15 protein-coding genes and 1 pseudogene are annotated in these 16,996 nt (G+C 42.0%); 10 read left to right on the top strand and 6 right to left on the bottom strand.

Annotated features, from left to right (window positions below; translation table 11 throughout):
• Positions 1-73: 73 nt before the first annotated feature.
• The 5 genes and pseudogenes from G3567_RS09980 to G3567_RS09960 all read right to left on the bottom strand — a co-directional run bounded on the left by G3567_RS09980 (position 74) and on the right by G3567_RS09960 (position 5,109).
• Positions 74-336 (bottom strand): annotated as a pseudogene (locus tag G3567_RS09980) (DUF6607 family protein).
• A gap of 226 nt (positions 337-562) precedes the next feature.
• On the bottom strand, positions 563-2,152 hold the full coding sequence (locus G3567_RS09975; RefSeq protein WP_164005188.1) for a 4Fe-4S binding protein: 1,590 nt from the start codon (positions 2,150-2,152) through the stop codon (positions 563-565).
• A 131-nt stretch (positions 2,153-2,283) separates the two neighbouring features.
• Entirely contained in the window at positions 2,284-3,588 is a 1,305-nt protein-coding gene (locus G3567_RS09970) for an NAD(P)/FAD-dependent oxidoreductase (protein WP_164005187.1), read from the bottom strand.
• Between the two features lie 79 nt (positions 3,589-3,667).
• Positions 3,668-4,375, bottom strand: coding sequence for a TIGR04283 family arsenosugar biosynthesis glycosyltransferase (locus G3567_RS09965; protein WP_164005186.1), 708 nt, complete (start codon positions 4,373-4,375; stop codon positions 3,668-3,670).
• Positions 4,376-4,380: 5 nt separating this feature from the next.
• Entirely contained in the window at positions 4,381-5,109 is a 729-nt protein-coding gene (locus G3567_RS09960; RefSeq protein ID WP_164005185.1) for a DUF547 domain-containing protein, read from the bottom strand.
• 251 nt (positions 5,110-5,360) lie between these two features.
• On the opposite strand from G3567_RS09960, the gene cysQ reads away from it, so the two are divergent.
• From cysQ to rodA, 10 genes are all read left to right on the top strand, one after another.
• On the top strand, positions 5,361-6,161 hold the full coding sequence (gene cysQ, locus G3567_RS09955; RefSeq protein WP_164005184.1) for a 3'(2'),5'-bisphosphate nucleotidase CysQ: 801 nt from the start codon (positions 5,361-5,363) through the stop codon (positions 6,159-6,161).
• On the top strand, positions 6,158-6,751 hold the full coding sequence (cysC, locus tag G3567_RS09950) for an adenylyl-sulfate kinase (protein ID WP_164005183.1): 594 nt from the start codon (positions 6,158-6,160) through the stop codon (positions 6,749-6,751). The genes cysQ and cysC overlap by 4 nt, the downstream gene beginning before the upstream one ends.
• A 4-nt stretch (positions 6,752-6,755) precedes the next feature.
• Positions 6,756-7,661, top strand: coding sequence for a sulfate adenylyltransferase subunit CysD (gene cysD, locus G3567_RS09945; RefSeq protein WP_164005182.1), 906 nt, complete (start codon positions 6,756-6,758; stop codon positions 7,659-7,661).
• 53 nt (positions 7,662-7,714) lie between these two features.
• Positions 7,715-8,971: a sulfate adenylyltransferase subunit 1 gene (locus tag G3567_RS09940; protein WP_164005181.1), complete on the top strand. Its 1,257-nt coding sequence runs from the start codon at positions 7,715-7,717 to the stop codon at positions 8,969-8,971.
• Between the two features lie 421 nt (positions 8,972-9,392).
• Positions 9,393-10,925, top strand: coding sequence for a bifunctional phosphoribosylaminoimidazolecarboxamide formyltransferase/IMP cyclohydrolase (gene purH / locus G3567_RS09935; protein ID WP_164005180.1), 1,533 nt, complete (start codon positions 9,393-9,395; stop codon positions 10,923-10,925).
• A 34-nt stretch (positions 10,926-10,959) separates the two neighbouring features.
• Positions 10,960-11,988 (top strand): rod shape-determining protein, encoded by a 1,029-nt coding sequence (locus G3567_RS09930; RefSeq protein ID WP_093364845.1) that lies wholly within the window; start codon positions 10,960-10,962, stop codon positions 11,986-11,988.
• 9 nt (positions 11,989-11,997) lie between these two features.
• Complete coding sequence (gene mreC / locus G3567_RS09925) at positions 11,998-12,822, top strand: rod shape-determining protein MreC (protein WP_164005179.1); 825 nt, start codon at positions 11,998-12,000, stop codon at positions 12,820-12,822.
• A complete protein-coding gene (gene mreD, locus G3567_RS09920; protein WP_164005178.1) occupies positions 12,823-13,326 on the top strand; it encodes a rod shape-determining protein MreD in 504 nt (167 codons plus the stop codon).
• On the top strand, positions 13,323-15,191 hold the full coding sequence (gene mrdA, locus G3567_RS09915; RefSeq protein ID WP_164005177.1) for a penicillin-binding protein 2: 1,869 nt from the start codon (positions 13,323-13,325) through the stop codon (positions 15,189-15,191). The genes mreD and mrdA overlap by 4 nt, the downstream gene beginning before the upstream one ends.
• A 2-nt stretch (positions 15,192-15,193) precedes the next feature.
• Entirely contained in the window at positions 15,194-16,444 is a 1,251-nt protein-coding gene (gene rodA / locus G3567_RS09910) for a rod shape-determining protein RodA (RefSeq protein WP_164005176.1), read from the top strand.
• Between the two features lie 9 nt (positions 16,445-16,453).
• Here the strand turns inward: rodA and rimM are convergent, their stop codons facing one another.
• A complete protein-coding gene (rimM, locus tag G3567_RS09905; protein WP_164005175.1) occupies positions 16,454-16,984 on the bottom strand; it encodes a ribosome maturation factor RimM in 531 nt (176 codons plus the stop codon).
• Positions 16,985-16,996: the final 12 nt, after the last annotated feature.

Below are 16,996 nucleotides of genomic sequence, written 5' to 3'. Positions count from 1 at the left end.
ATGATATGTTCTGAACCGAAATAAAACTAGCTTATTCAAGGCTGTTTTTCCAGTTCTTTAAAGGCTCACCAGATTATTTTAGGAAAGCATCGATTTGGGCTTCGATTTTTTGACTGGTGTATTCCTGGTCCTGCAATTCAAACATATGCATAAACAAAGGCTTATCGTCTATGCTTTTAAGCATGCTGATATCCTCTTTATTTTCAAAAACAGATTGCCATTCTGCGCGGACATCAGCCCAGTACCTGTGTGTTTGGTCCACCAGTCCTGAGCGGCTTTACACTTACTGTCCTCTACTCTGGTGCAGGTGTTATAGCCTTTTTCGTCGGCCAGCACAATTTCCTGGCCGTCTTCAGTTTTTAGAATTTTTTTATTGTCCTGGTTTTGATATGACCAATCCTGTCGCCAGTGGTTTATTTTTAGTCAACATTATCCTTGTACTCTATCGTTCCAAGTCCTTCCATTACCTGTTGATTAACTAAACAGCAGATGTTGCAAACGCATCCTTAAAATCATTTTGAGGATGCGTTTGCAGGTGGTTACGTCACGGCTAAAACCCTTCTTACTTTTTATTCTGATTCACCAGATCCATCAGGTCCACATCGTTTCCTAAGAGGATGTCTTTAGAATTGATTCTGCCTTTGGGCGTATCATTTTCAAGTTTTAAAACGCCTCGCGGACACACCGAAGCACAGATCCCACAACCCACGCAGGAGGACCTGACGATGTTTTCGCCTTTTTGAGCGTAGGCTCTCACATCGATACCCATTTCACAATAGGTGGAACAGTTTCCGCAGGAAATACATTGTCCGCCGTTGGTCGTGATTCTAAACTTTGAAAATAAACGCTGCTGAAATCCTAATACAGCGGCCATGGGACAGCCAAATCTGCACCATACACGGTTTCCGAAAATCGGGTAAAAGCCAACCCCAACCACACCGGAGAATATCGCTCCAATGAGAAACCCATAAGAGGCTCTTAAGGTCTCAGCTTCAAAAAGAAAGACTTTACTGGTCATCCCAGAAAAGTGTAAAGCGATGAGCGCCATAATCACTACAAAAAAACCAATGGCAGCGTACCTGGCATCTTTCTTTAATTCCTGGCGTTTAAACAGCATCGCCCAGCCGAATATGACTGATAATAAGACGGCAACACTTATCAAAAATGCACCACCCGAAAGCCAGTATCCACCGGGACTCAGATAAGAATATACTACCGCTGTGGTCATGACCACCACAAAGACTAAAACAGAATGCACGAGCCAGCGTTCCAGTTTCCAGGCGCTTTGTGTCTTGTCGCTTAAATGGCGAAACGGATCCCCGGCCGTTTCTGCCAGGCCTCCGCAACCACACACCCAGGAACAATACCAGCGTTTACCGTATTTGTAAGTCAGAATAGGGGTAATCACCAAAATGGAGAGCACGCCAAAAATCAGGAGTGCAATGCCCACCGTCCCGGCACTTATAAATTCATCCACTCTGTACTGCTCGAAATTGTAATAGTTCAAAGGCCAGATGTTGACCAGGTTGTAATAAGGCAAAGAAAAATCATCATCATTCAGTCTGGCCATCACCTCGGGAATGACAAAGGCGAATCCCAACTGGAAAAACATCACCGAAAACGTCCGCAGACGCTGGTAGCTGTTATGCCGATATTTCCACAGGAACTTAAAACCAAATCCAAGAATGGCCAGGGTATATAAGGTTCCATAAACAAACCACTGGCTGGCCGGTCTTCCGGCCATAAATTGACTCAAAGGATCGAAAAGCGAAATAATCCCTGTATTTGCTGAGTCACTATTTAAACCTAATAAACCCGGGTAAAAATAAAGCACGATATAAAACCCGGTGAACACTATCCCTACAAGGTAAGCCCAAAGTCCGCGATTGGTCAGGGATTTGAAATATACCCCATCGTTTTTGATGCCTGCAGTTTTACCTGCATAGCTGGCTCTGGTGTACCAGACAATACCGATGGCCACCAGACCTATCGCTAAAGTCAGCCAGAGTGCCTGCGGCTGAAATCCAACATTAAAAGCCGATAAGCTCATGATAAAAATTCCGGCAAGTCCAAGTGCAGCAGATAATTTTTGCTGGACATTTAAAGCTTCCGGGGTATTTCCTGTGACAGACATATTCACGTCTAAACTCATACTTTTATGATTTGCAGACCTCACAGGTTTCTAATCCCTGCAGAATCTCGTTTTTTTATATTTTTATTTCAATAACAACACCTGCCTAAACCTCACAGGTTTTGAAACCCTGTGAGGTCTGATTTCGACAATCAAACATCAACTTCCTGTTTTTTATAGGCTTCAAGTATCTCCTTTTCATAGCGCTCAAAAAATTCCGGGTCAAAATTGGCTGATTTCAGATGCTTAATAACCTCATCTACGGTCGCTTCTTCGGTCAGCCAGTAGTCAAATACTTCGTGTCGCATCCGAATCCCAAAGGTGTTGATGCCCTTAAAAATCCTGGATTCCTTTTCAAAATGAATATGTATGCATTTTTTACCATCTTCAGCTTCCCAGTAGAAATCGGCATGCCCTTCTTTTGGCTCAGGAAACACCCAGCCGTAAGTTTGATATTCGATATCAAAGAACTTGGCAGAATTGAACCAGTGTCCCGGGTTATAGTTCATGGGATTTCCGCATAAGGTCTGTGCCAGGGTTTCTCCCATCATCCGGCCAGTATACCACACCGCTTCCACAGCAGGGCGATTGCCGATAGGCTCACGCTGTTCAGCACAGTCCCCTATGGCATACACATCCGGTTCGCTGGTTTCCAGCATTCGGCTGACTAACACGCCACGGTTTAATTCAATCTTACTGGACTTTAAAAACTCAATATTCGGAGATACACCGGGGGTCAGCCCCACCAGATCACAGTCTATTATTTCTCCGGTTTCTTTTACTTTGACGGCTTTTACCTTCCCCTGTTCATCGGTTATGATTTCTTCAAGGTTTTGGTCCAGCCTTAAATCGATGCCATGTTCTCTAATATGCCGTTCTAAAAGCTGAGCTTCTTGATCAGGTATGACATTACTCCAGAAATGCTCTTCACGAACCAGGAAAGTGACAGGGATATTTCGAGTAGAAAGCATTTCAGCAAGCTCAACGCCTATCAACCCACCGCCAACAATGACTGCGCGTTTACACACTTCATTATTTGGCGCGTATACCTCAAGCGCCTCAAGGTCCTGCTTGCTTACAAGTCCGATGACACCTTCAGCATCCTGGCCCGGCCAGCCAAATTTATTATATTTAGAACCACAGGCAATCACCAGTTTATCATAGGAAAAATCTTCTCCAGAGTCCAGTTCTAGCTGTTTGCGTTCAGTATCAATATGCTTAACATGGGCCTGCTTTAATTCCAGCCTGTTTTTTTTCCAAAAGCTATCTTCATAGGGTTTTAGATGATTCCATTTCATGTGTCCCATATAAACGTACATCAATGCCGTTCGAGAGAAAAAGTATTCACTTTCAGAAGAAATCAAGGTGATGCGCTTATCGGATAATTTACGGATATGCCGTGCCAAAGTCACCCCTGAAATACCATTTCCTATGATGACAATATGTTCTTGTTTCAAACTCTTCAGGTTTTAATTAGTACGCTAGTCGGATATCTGATGCTGAAATTACTAAAGTTTATTCAAAAGTAAAGCAATCTCAGGCTTTAGTCGGTGTATTATTAATATGCTTTTCATAAAACCTGAAAAGTTCTTCTGAAGAAGCCCCCAGCCATTTTTTGAAATAGATTCCCAGAAACAGAAGCTGTAATTTCAGAATGCCCTTGTCCTCATATCGTCTCGCAGAGGTCGAAATCCACTCTGAAATCACCTCAAACCGGGTTTGCTTATAGATGGGCTTCAGGATTTCATGGTCTTCATAAATCAGGAAGTTTTCATCATAACCTCCAATGTTTTCAAAAAGCGACCTGGTGACAAACAAACTTTGGTCTCCGCCTCTACAGGACCTGGCTTTAAACTGCGTTAACCAGCCTGTAAATTTCAACCAGGGATGACTGCTTCTGAATTTCATTTGAAAACAACCTGCCTCATGTCCGTTTTTGAAAGCATTGACAATCATTTCATCAAAATTTTCGGGCGGGAAAGAATCGATATGAAGAAAATATAAGATTTGACCTGTCGCGCGTTTGGCTCCAAAATTCATCTGCTTAGGTCGTCCTTTAGGACTTACGAAAACTCGGATGCCTTCTACGGCTTTGGCTTTTATGAGGGTATCGTCACTACTTCCCCCATCGACAACCAGGATTTCATCTACCCATGAAGCGGCGCTTATTCGCTTCTGAATCTGTTTGAGGTTAGCTTCAATCACCTCAGCTTCATTATACACAGGGATGATAATGCTTAGCATAGACATTAGTTTTCGTTCAATTTCCAGGAATACGGCAAATACTCTATGCTGGCGTCTTCATTGATTTTTTGCCCGGAATATTGATTGATAAAGTCGATCACAGAAGTAGTGTCGGTTTCAAAATCGGAAGCGTACCATTTGAAAATTTTAGAAAGTTCAACATGGTTTTTTGACAGCTTGTTTTGGTCTGAAAGGATAAATCGCTTTGCCGCCGCATCCAGCTGCTGATCCAGTTTGGATGCTACATAGGCTTCGTTAGCCAGCTTCGGACAGGATTCTGAAGCACAGTTCACCGCAAAATGCACCCTGGGATCCCCCATCTTCAGAAGCATTCCCTTTTCAATATCGTCCAGAGCATAGGTTTTACCGCCAATTTTTGCAAACTCCGTCGTAAAGGGATTGTTAAAAAATCCACCAATGTCTCGAATGCTTTCCAAAGGATAATTGTCGATAATCAATTTGACGGTGTAAGCGTTGTAAGCGTTGATCAGGTAGGCTTTCTTTTGAGCCCGGTTCCACGACTGATCTGGCGGGTTTTCATTGAGTAGATTCAGGTAGACTATTAAGTCTTCCTGATTTTTTTTGAGCGCTTTATAATTAACATGGCCGTTATCATCCACGTACATCTTCAGCAGTTCATCCCATTGCTGGTGTTTATGAATGTCCTGGGCCTGAAGCTGGAATACTCCTATGAAAACTGAAATGACTAAGACTAGATGACGAAAAATTTGCATGAGCTTTTCTTTTATGTACGACAGTCGATACTGCGAAGTTCAGCATTAGTCGTCAAAAATCAACCCAACTTACTTTAAATTCAGAATAAATTTAACATAGAAAGCATAGGAATCCATTTGAATAGTCTACTAAATTGGTAGAAATTATATACTTTTGCCCGGCCTCCGATTTGAATTCACATAAGTGTCTGAATATAAGCGCTTCATTGAGTTGAAATCAAATGGGTTTCGAACTAACAATCTAAGAATAAATGCAGGAAAATTACCTTAAAGCGATTGAAGCTTCCATAAAAGCCGGAGATGCGATTATGGAAATCTACAGAGAGGATTTTGATGTAGAATACAAAGATGATGCATCACCGCTTACTCAAGCCGACAAACATGCCAATGCGGTGATTATGTCGTATTTAGAGAGGACGTCCATTCCAATCATAAGCGAAGAAAACAAGCAAACTGACTATGCCGAGCGGAAATCCTGGACACAGTGCTGGATTGTGGATCCGCTGGATGGCACCAAAGAATTTGTGAAGAAAAACGGGGAATTCACAGTCAACATTGCTTTAATCAACGAACAAAAACCGGTGTTTGGAGTCATTTATGTCCCTGCACAGCGGCTGCTTTATGTTGGGGATGTTGACGCCGGACAGGCTTTTAAAGTTGCCGTACCGGAAAACGATACAGACCTGCAGTCTCTGCTGAACAGGGCTACAGCTTTGCAACCTAGCCGGAATTCCAGTCCCATACGCGTGGTAGGAAGTCGGTCTCATATGAATCAGGACACACTGGATCATGTTGAGACTTTAAAAAAGGAACATCAAAAACCCATAGAAATCGTGTCCAAAGGAAGTTCCTTAAAATTCTGTTTGGTAGCAGAAGGTCAGGCAGATGTCTATCCGCGCTATGCACCTACCATGGAATGGGATACAGCGGCCGGTCAGGCCATTTGTAAAGCTGTAGGCCTGGAAGTGACAAGTCTGGATACGCAGGAAGAAATGCTTTACAATCGGGAGAATTTACTGAACGGCTACTTTCATGTAAAAACAGAATTATGAGCGAAAATATAGTCCTACACGATTACGACATCTCAAGATCACAAAGAAATAAAGTGAATGGGCACGAGTCTTTCGTGCTTTGGTTTACGGGCCTATCGGGTTCTGGAAAGTCAACCATCGCGAACAAGGTGGAAGAGGAGTTGTTTTATAAAGGCATCACCACCTATGCCCTGGATGGGGATAACATTAGAAGCGGCATCAATAAGGGACTGGGCTTTACCAAAGAAGACAGACTTGAAAATTTAAGACGCATTGCTGAAGTTGCCAAATTATTTGTAGATGCCGGCGTGGTTACCCTGGCTGCTTTTGTGTCTCCCTTAATTTCAGACCGCGAGCAGGTGAAGCAAATTGTTGGGGAAAACGATATCATCGAAGTTTTTGTAGACACCCCTCTCGAAGAATGCGAGCGTCGCGATGTTAAAGGCCTTTACAAAAAAGCCAGAGCCGGAGAAATCAAAAATTTTACAGGCATCGATGCGCCTTACGAGGCTCCCAAAAACCCTGAAATCCACATCAAAACAAAACAGACCAAGGTGGAGGAAGCCGTACAGATCGTCATTAATTATTTAGAAGAAACCCATAGAATATAAGTTCATGAGCACATATTATTTAAATTATCTAGAAGAACTAGAGTCTGAAGCTATCTTTATTTTGAGAGAAGTCTGGGCTCAATTTGAAAATCCGGTGATTTTATTTTCCGGAGGGAAAGATTCGATACTGGTTACCCATCTGGCCAAAAAAGCCTTTCATCCGGCCAAAATTCCATTCGCTCTGATGCACGTGGATACGGGACATAATTTTCCGGAAGCCATACAGTTTAGAGATGACATCGTCGAAAAACTCGGGGTCAACCTTATTGTAGGTTCCGTTCAGAAATCGATAGATACGGGACGAGTGGCTGAAGAAAAAGGTAAAAATGCAACCCGAAATGCCCTGCAGATCACGACCCTGCTCGACACGATTGAAGAACATAAAATTGACTGTGCTATTGGTGGCGGACGTCGGGATGAAGAAAAAGCAAGAGCAAAGGAACGTTTCTTTTCCCACAGAGATGAGTTTGGGCAATGGGATCCAAAAAATCAGCGTCCGGAACTCTGGAACCTGCTCAATGGAAAATACTTTGAAGGCGAACATTTCAGAGCCTTTCCTATAAGCAACTGGACCGAGATGGATGTGTGGAATTACCTCGCCATAGAAAACATAGAAATCCCCTCTTTGTATCTGGCTCACGAGCGTGAAGTGGTGAAAAGAAATGGGTCCTGGATTCCGAATTCAGAATTTCTTGTATTGGAAAGCAATGAAGAAATTGTCACTAAAAAAATACGTTTCAGAACCCTTGGTGATATTACCATTACTGGAGGAATAGAATCTGACGCAGATACCATGGACAAAATCGTGGAAGAGGTTTCTACCATGAGAGAAACCGAACGCGGTAACCGAAGCGATGACAAGCGCTCTGAAACCGCCATGGAAGACCGTAAAAAAGACGGTTACTTTTAGGCCATTATTTTTTGAAACCACTTAAAAATTCTGATTACAAAACTGATTATACGATGAAAATAGATAAAAATCAACTGCTTAGATTTACGACTGCCGGTAGTGTGGACGATGGAAAAAGCACACTTATTGGACGATTGCTTTACGATTCCAAATCCATTTTTGAAGACCAGCTCGCTGCTGTGGAAAATTCCAGCAAGCAAAAAGGTATCGAAGGGGTAGACCTGGCCATGTTTACCGATGGGCTCAAAGATGAACGCGAACAGGGCATTACCATAGATGTGGCCTACAGATACTTCACCACCCCAAAGCGTAAATTCATCATCGCCGACACCCCGGGTCATATTCAGTATACCAGAAACATGGTGACCGGAGCATCTACCGCAAACGCAGCCGTTGTTTTGATCGACGCCAGACACGGTGTGATAGAACAAACCAAGAGACATACCTTCATCGCTTCCTTATTGAATATCCCACACATTATCGTGTGCATCAATAAAATGGATTTGGTAGATTATTCTGAAGACACCTTCAACACCATAGTGGAGCAGTTTGAGGAGTTTTCTTCAAAATTACTGATTAAAGATGTGCGTTACATTCCCATCAGTGCTTTGAATGGGGATAATGTGGTGAATCGTTCAGAACATATGCCCTGGTTTCAGGGTTCCCCCATGTTATACGAGTTGGAAACCCTTCACATCAGCAGTGACATCAACAAAATAGATGCGAGATTTCCAGTACAGACGGTCTTGAGACCCCAGCGCAAAGGTTTTGAAGATTACAGAGGTTACGCCGGGAGAATCGCCAGCGGTATTTACCGGGTTGGGGATGAAATCGCCGTATTGCCTTCAGGCTTTACCTCAAAAATCAAAAGCATCAATGCGGGGGAAAAGGAAATTCAGGAAGCCTTTGCACCCATGTCTGTTGCGATTACTTTAGAAGACGATATCGACATCAGCCGCGGGGATATGATTGTAAAAGTGAACAATCAGCCCGAACTCTCTCAGGAGTTTGATGTGATGTTATGCTGGCTGAATAATGCTCCGGTAAAGCCAAGAACAAAGTATACGATTATGCACACCTCCAACGAGCAAAAGGCAGTCATCAAAAACATCGTTTACAAGATGGACGTGAACACCTTCAAAAGAAATGAAGCGGATAAAGATTTGAAAATGAATGACATTGCACGGGTTCAGCTTAAAACCTCTCATCGCCTGATGCTGGATTCCTACAGGGACAATAGAAGTACAGGAAGTATTATTTTGGTAGACGAATCCACCAAAGAAACCGTTGCTGCAGGTATGATTGTATAGACACAGGATATAAGCTTGTCACTTGTGTTTATAATGAACTAGCCGAGAGGTTGCTAAAGTTAGGTTTTTAGTAAAACCCGATAGTTTACTCTATTTTTTTAAGGCAAGTTGAACATTTTTGAATCATTAATTTTAATCTTTTTTCTTTGACCCATCCCAAAGTTTCTAAAGAAAAAAGACTAGTCTCAGAATAGGTCTCACAGGTTTTGAAAACCTGTGAGGCCTGAGTGAGGTTTAAAACCATAACCTGTCTTGATTTTTACAAGGCAGGTTTTTTTATTGAAGCTTGCTACTGAAACACGTTCAGCATGCAAAGACTTAATGTTTTACGGACTTGATTTTTTATAAATAATTGAGAGTCAAGAATTAATTATTCCTTGACAAAGTCCTACTTTTGCATCATCTAAAAAAGAATCTTAAAATGGCTCAAGCAAAAGGAATAAAGTCCGCCCTAATATCTGTTTATCACAAAGAAGGCTTAGCGCCTATTGTGAAAACCTTAAACCAGTTAGGTGTCGAAATTTACTCTACCGGAGGTACTGAAAAATTCATAACTGATCTTGGAATACACGTCACCCCTGTGGAGGACCTGACCTCCTATCCTTCCATACTGGGAGGGCGGGTTAAGACGCTTCACCCTAAAGTTTTCGGAGGAATTTTAAACCGTGCCGACCATGCCCCGGACCAGGAAGAGCTGAAAGCTTACGACATCCCTCAGATTGATCTGGTTATTGTAGATTTATATCCTTTTGAAGATACCGTGGCTTCCGGTGCTACCGAACAGGATATCATTGAAAAAATCGATATTGGCGGTATTTCGCTCATCAGAGCTGCAGCCAAAAACTTCAAAGATGTGCTCTGCATTTCTTCACGAGAGGATTACGCCGCTTTTGAAGACATTCTAAAAGAAAACAAAGGCGTTGTAAGCCTTTCACAAAGAAAGAATTTTGCAGCCAAAGCTTTTCAAATATCCTCGCACTACGACACCGCGATTTTCAATTATTTCAATACCACTGAAGCTCTTCCTAGTCATAAACAAAGCTTTGATAAAGGAAAAGCATTGCGTTACGGCGAAAATCCTCATCAGCAGGGCTTTTTCTTCGGCGATTTTGACAAGGTCTTCAATAAGCTTCACGGCAAGGAATTGTCTTACAACAACTTGCTAGATGTAGATGCTGCTGTCAATCTGATGTCAGAATTTTATCAGGAAGCCCCAACTTTCGCGATCTTAAAGCACAACAATGCCTGTGGTCTGGCGCAACGAGAGACAATTCACCAGGCCTATGCAGATGCTTTAGCCGGAGACCCCGTTTCTGCCTTTGGCGGCATATTGATTTCAAATTCAGAACTGGACAAAGCCACCGCTGAGGAAATTCATAACCTCTTTTGTGAAGTGGTGATTGCCCCGGCCTATACCGATGAAGCATTGGAAATTCTGACAAAAAAGAAAAACAGGATCGTTTTGGTTCAAAAGCTGTTTCAATTTTCTGATAAAATAGTCAGAACCTGCCTCAATGGGGTTTTGGTTCAGGACAGGGATGCCAAAACGGATGCCGTTGAAGATTTGAAAACAGTTACCAAATTATCACCGAGTGATGCTCAGGTAGAAGACCTGTTGTTTGCCTCCAAAATATGTAAACACACCAAGTCCAACACCATTGTTCTGGCCAAAAACAAACAATTACTGGCCAGTGGAACGGGACAAACTTCCAGAGTAGACGCCCTGAATCATGCCATTAAAAAGGCGTTGAATTTTAAATTCGATTTGAGAAATTCGGTCATGGCCAGCGATGCCTTCTTCCCTTTCCCAGACTGTGTTGAAATTGCAGGCCATGCAGGAATCACCTCGGTCATTCAACCAGGAGGCTCTATAAAAGACGAATTAAGCATCGACTACTGCAACGAAAATAATATTTCCATGGTAATGACAGGAACACGTCATTTTAAGCATTAATTAATTAACTTTATCCTCTTTAAACAATAAACACATGGGATTTTTTGATTTTCTTACCGAAGATATAGCCATAGATTTAGGAACAGCCAATACACTCATCATTCATAATGATAAAGTAGTGGTAGACAGTCCATCTATTGTCGCCAGAAATCGTTTAACTGGAAAAATTATTGCGGTAGGAAAAGAAGCTGCCATGATGCAGGGAAAAACGCATGAAAACATCAAAACCATTCGTCCCTTAAAAGACGGGGTTATTGCAGATTTTGATGCCAGTGAGCAGATGATTAGCATGTTCATCAAAGAAATTCCGGCGCTCAAGAAACGTCTTTTCACCCCTTCGCTTCGCATGGTCATCTGTATTCCAAGTGGTATCACAGAAGTTGAAATGCGGGCTGTAAAAGATTCGGCAGAACGTGTGAATGGCAAAGAGGTATATTTGATTCACGAACCTATGGCTGCGGCTATTGGTATTGGCGTGGATATTATGCAGCCTAAAGGAAATATGATTGTGGATATAGGTGGTGGTACTACCGAAATTGCCGTAATCGCGCTTGGCGGTATTGTTTGCGACAAATCTGTGAAAATTGCAGGGGATGTGTTTACCAACGATATCATTTATTTCATGCGTACTCAGCATAACCTTTTCATAGGTGAGCGCACTGCCGAAAAGATTAAAATACAGATTGGTTCTGCCACTGAAGATCTGGAAACGGCTCCCGAAGACATGCGGGTTCAGGGTCGTGATTTATTGACCGGAAAACCAAAACAAGTTGAAATTTCATTTAGAGAAATCGCAAAAGCCCTGGATAAATCCATCCTAAGAATTGAAGATGCTGTCATGGAAACCTTATCGCAGACGCCTCCGGAATTGGCAGCAGATATTTACAACACGGGGATTTATCTCGCTGGTGGCGGCTCCATGTTAAGAGGGCTGGACAAGCGATTATCTCAAAAAACAGACTTACCGGTTTACATTGCCGAAGATCCATTGCGAGCTATAGTAAGAGGAACAGGGATTACTCTGAAGGACCTGGAGAAATACAAAGCTGTCCTCCTAAAATAGACCTGAATTATGCAGCAAATCATTTTATTTCTTATTAAAAATAAGACAGGTTTGGTGTTTATCATTCTTATGACAATCGCGCTTGGACTCACTTTCCAGGCTCATACTTACCACAACAGCAAACTGGTCTCTTCGGCCAATTTCATTACCGGAAAAGTATTAGGTACTACTGAAAGCGTGGATCAATACTTTGACCTGAAAACTCAGAATGAAATTCTTTTGGAAGAGAATGAAACCCTGAGGAGAAGGCTTTTGAATACAACTTCAGCAGAAGACACTCTACAGCCTGATTTAGACTATATCACAGATACATTATACCGAATTCAGAAAGCTAGAGTAATTTCCAACTATTACGATAAAATTGACAATTACCTGCTCATCGAAGGCGGAACCAAAGACAGCATCAAAGCAGACCTTGGTGTTATTTCCAGCAAGGGCATCATTGGCATTGTAATAGATGCAAGCAAAGAATTTTCCAGGGTGATTTCAATTCTTAACACCAACACCTCCATCAATGCCAAGCTGAAAAATACCAGTCATTTTGGGACCCTGACCTGGAACGGGAAAGATCCAAATCTTATGAACCTGGTAGATGTCCCAAGATCTGCTCCTGTGAAATTAGGAGATACCATCACCACCGGAGGGCGCTCTTTAATTTTTCCTGAAGATGTTCCCATTGGCGTCATTAGCGATTACCAATTGAATGAAAACCTGGGTTACTATACCATTTCTGTCAGATTATTCAATGACATGACCAATTTGAAACACATTTACGTCATTGAAAATGTAAGGAGAGAAGAAGCTTACGAAGTATTAAATGAAGAAAAGCCTTAGATGAAAACCTATTTTATAAATACGATCAGGTTTATTTTACTCATCCTGGTTCAGGTCATGATCCTGAATCATTTTGAAGTCTTTGGGTATGTCAACCCCTACATCTATCCTTTACTCATCATTCTTCTGCCCTTTAACGTCAATTCTATCCAAAAGCTGGTACTTGCTTTTCTTTTAGGAATCTGTATAGATGTTTTTGAAGATAGTGGCGGTATTCATGCCGCAGCAAGCCTCGTCATTGCTTACTTAAGGCCTTTGTTTTTGAGAAATGCCTTTGGACTGAGCTATGATTATCAAACCTTAAAGTTTTACCACGCTCCATTTCGGTCCAGGTTTATCTACGTCAGCTTAATGATTATTGTCCATCACAGTGTTCTTTTTGCCTTGGAAATCTTTAGTGTTAATCATTTACTATATCTTCTGGAAAAAGTTGTTTATTCTTCGGTTTTTAGTATACTATTGATAATGATCACCTTAAATTTAATACGAAAGAATCGTAAATGAGAAAATTACTCCCTATCCTCTTAGTCAGTTTTGCTGCTTTCCTCTTCCTCATTCGTTTGTTTTATTTACAAATTTTAAATGAAAATTACGATGAGGTTTCCACAAACATCTCTTTGCGTAAAGTATATGACTATCCGCAGAGGGGCTACATTTATGATCGAAACGGAAAGCTTATGGTAGCAAACCAGCCTGCCTACGATGTGATGGCCGTGCCTCTGGAAGTCAAGGAATTTGATACCCTAGAGCTAGCAAGCCTTTTGAAACTCACTCCAGATCGGCTTAAAATTCAACTGGAGAAAGCCTGGCGATACTCGCCGAGATTAGCCTCCTTAATTACGCCTCAACTCACCAAAAAAGAATATGCTTACTTACAGGAGCGCATGCATAAATACGAAGGTTTCTATATTCAAAAGCGATCTCTGAGGGATTATAATGCAGACCACAGCGCCAATATTCTGGGATATATTGCTGAGGTTGGTCAGGGAGAAATCTCTCAGAATTCTTATTACCAATCGGGAGATTTGAAGGGAAAACAGGGTGTTGAAGAGCAATACGAAGAAGTCTTACGAGGCGAAAGAGGTGTGAAACACTATTTGAGAGATATTCACAACAAAAACATTAAGTCTTTCAAAAACGGAAAATTTGATACCCTATCCCAAAAAGGCAGTGACCTGCACCTTACCATTGATGCGGAGCTGCAGGCTTACGGTGAACTCTTGTTACAAGGAAAACGCGGCGGAATTGTAGCCATAGAACCAGGTACAGGAGAAATTTTAAGTCTGGTAACAGCACCCTCTTACGACCCGGATTTACTGGTAGGCAGAAAACGGTCCAGAAATTTCACCCGATTGTGGTATGATAGTATTAGCAAACCTCTTTATAATCGTGCACTACAGGCCACTTACGCTCCAGGATCACCCTTCAAAGCTTTAACCGGACTTGTAGCCCTGCAGGAAGGCGTGGTAGGGCTGGAAGAAAGCTTCAACTGCTTTGGCGGTTACTCTTATGGCAGGGGAGCAAGAATGGGTTGTCACAATCATCCAAGCCCTGTCGAAATGGTAACGGGCATCGCCCATTCCTGTAATTCCTATTTTGCTCAAATCTATAGAAGAACCATCGAAAAGTACGACACCCCTCAAAAAGGCATAGATGTCTGGCAAAAACACATGGCCAGTTTTGGCCTTGGAAATTATCTGGGCTATGACTTACCCGTAGGTAGTCCTGGTCTTCTTCCGGATTCAGAGTATTACAATAAGGCCTATAACTATCCGACGTATCAATGGTATGCAAGTGCAACGCTCTCCAATGCCATTGGTCAGGGCGAAGTGCTTACGACACCCATTCAACTGGCAAACGTGACTGCTGCTATTGCCAACAAAGGCTGGTTTTACAGGCCTCATATCGTCAAGTCTATAGCGGGTTCACCTGTAAAAGACGAAAAATACACCACTAAACAGGTCACAACTATAGATAAGAAACATTTTGAGCCGATTATACAGGGCATGCATGATGTATTCAATTATGGGACAGCGTCTTATTTGAGGGTTCCGGGTATTGAAATTTGTGGAAAAACAGGAACTTCTGAAAATTATACCGTTGTAGACGGCGAGCGAATGCAGCTGACCGATCATTCCATTTTTGTCGCCTTTGCTCCCAAAGAGGATCCGAAAATTGCTTTAGCTGTTTTTGTAGAAAACGGGTACTGGGGATCCAGATACGCTGGCAGGATTTCCAGCCTCATGATAGAAAAATACTTAAAAGACAACATCGAAAGAAAAGACTTGGAAAATTGGATTCTTAGCAATACTTTGGAAGATGAATACGCCAAACCCTATTCTGGCGAACCCTTTAAAATTAACCAGTAAGAATGCCCAAAACGTTACTGCAAATCGATTGGCTTACAATCTTTATTATCATTATTCTTATCGGATTTGGCTGGGTTAATATCTACTCAACCACCTTTGTAGGTCCCGAAGAAAGTGTTTTTGACTTATCTAGAATATACGGCAAACAGCTGTTCTGGATTATCCTGGGAATTGTCATCAGCATTGTGATCTTTGCGATGGACACTAAATTTTTCGAAAGGTTCGCCAATGTCATCTATCTTTTGGCGATCCTCTCCCTCGTTGGTCTTTTTCTCTTTGGAAAAACCATAGCCGGACAAACGGCCTGGTATTCCTTTGGATCTTTTAGCATTCAACCTGCTGAGTTCGTGAAAACTGCTGTGGCGCTCGCCCTGGCGAAGTACATCAGTGAAATGGACAATGATTTGTCAAGGTTCACCTCCCAACTCAAAGCTTTCGCCATTATTGGCCTGCCCTTAGCTCTGATTATGCTCCAGCCAGATGCCGGGAGTGCGGTCATTTATCTGTCTTTTTTGATTCCCCTTTACAGAGAAGGTTTGCCCCATTTTTATATCAGCTATGGTTTTCTGGCGGTTGCCATTTTTATCCTTACGCTTAAATTCGGATTCAGCATTTTTGCACCGGTTTTTGTTGCTCTGTTTATCATCATCTATCTCTTTAATCGAAAGAAAAAACCCAAACTTTGGCGCTATATATTGGTATTGATTTTAGGGCTTGGCTTTTCGTATTCTGTCAACTTTATTCTGAATTCTGTCTTATTACCTCATCAAAAAGAAAGGTTTAATGTGCTTATTGGTGAAACCACCGATATACGAGGTGCCGCTTTTAACCTTTACCAGAGTGAAGTCGCCATAGGAAGCGGCGGCTGGACAGGAAAAGGATGGCTAAAAGGCTCGCAGACTCAGGGTCGTTTTGTGCCGGAACAGCATACCGATTATATTTTTAGTACCGTAGGTGAAGAGTGGGGATTTTTAGGAACAAGCCTCGTTATTATTTTGTTTACCATCCTCATACTTCGGTTGTACCATCTGGCAGAACGTCAGAAAAGTCAGTTTAGCAGAGTCTATGGTTACTCTGTATTATCTGTGTTTTTTGTTCACTTCTTTGTAAATATCGCCATGGTCATCGGTCTTTTCCCAACCGTGGGAATACCTCTTCCTTTCTTCAGTTACGGCGGTTCGGGATTATGGGGATTTCTTATTCTGGTGCTTATTTTCCTTAAGCTGGACGCTAAGCGAAAAAGCCTGGATTAGAAAGAACTTCTAATCTTCCAGATACATGTCGATTAAGCCTTCCGGAGTTTTGAAATAGATGACTTGTTCTTTCTTGTCTATGTTTTGGATAAACTTATCGTGTACGGGAATGATGATTTCTCTACCGTTAAAATCGATAAAGAAAAGCGCCTGCATGCTTTGGTCATTGACAAATTTAATGGAACCTATCTCGCCATGAACTTCATCCACAGCTTTGAAACCTATGATCTCGTGATAGTAAAACTGGTCAGGACCCAACTTGGGCAAATCTGCTAAGGGCAAGTAAACATCGCGCTTGAGCAGGTCGTCGGCATCTGCTTCTTCGTCCACCTCTTCGAGCTTCACACGAAGTAAGTTACTTTTTTGAAGGTTGGATTTTTCCACAAAAAAAGGAATCAATTTATTGCGGTAATCCACAAAAATTGATTCCAGGTTTTCATAGAGTTCGGGCTCGTCGGTATCCAATTTGATTTGCAACTCGCCCTTAAAACTAAATTTACTCACGATGTGACCTAAATAAAAACACTGGTCTTTTGTCATCGCACTAAACGT

The organism is Psychroflexus aurantiacus, from assembly GCF_010820555.1.
In the GTDB taxonomy this organism is placed as follows: Bacteria; Bacteroidota; Bacteroidia; order Flavobacteriales; family Flavobacteriaceae; genus Psychroflexus; species Psychroflexus aurantiacus.
The sequence above is the reverse complement of the archived record's forward strand: the minus strand, read 5'-3'. Positions and strand labels throughout refer to the sequence as shown.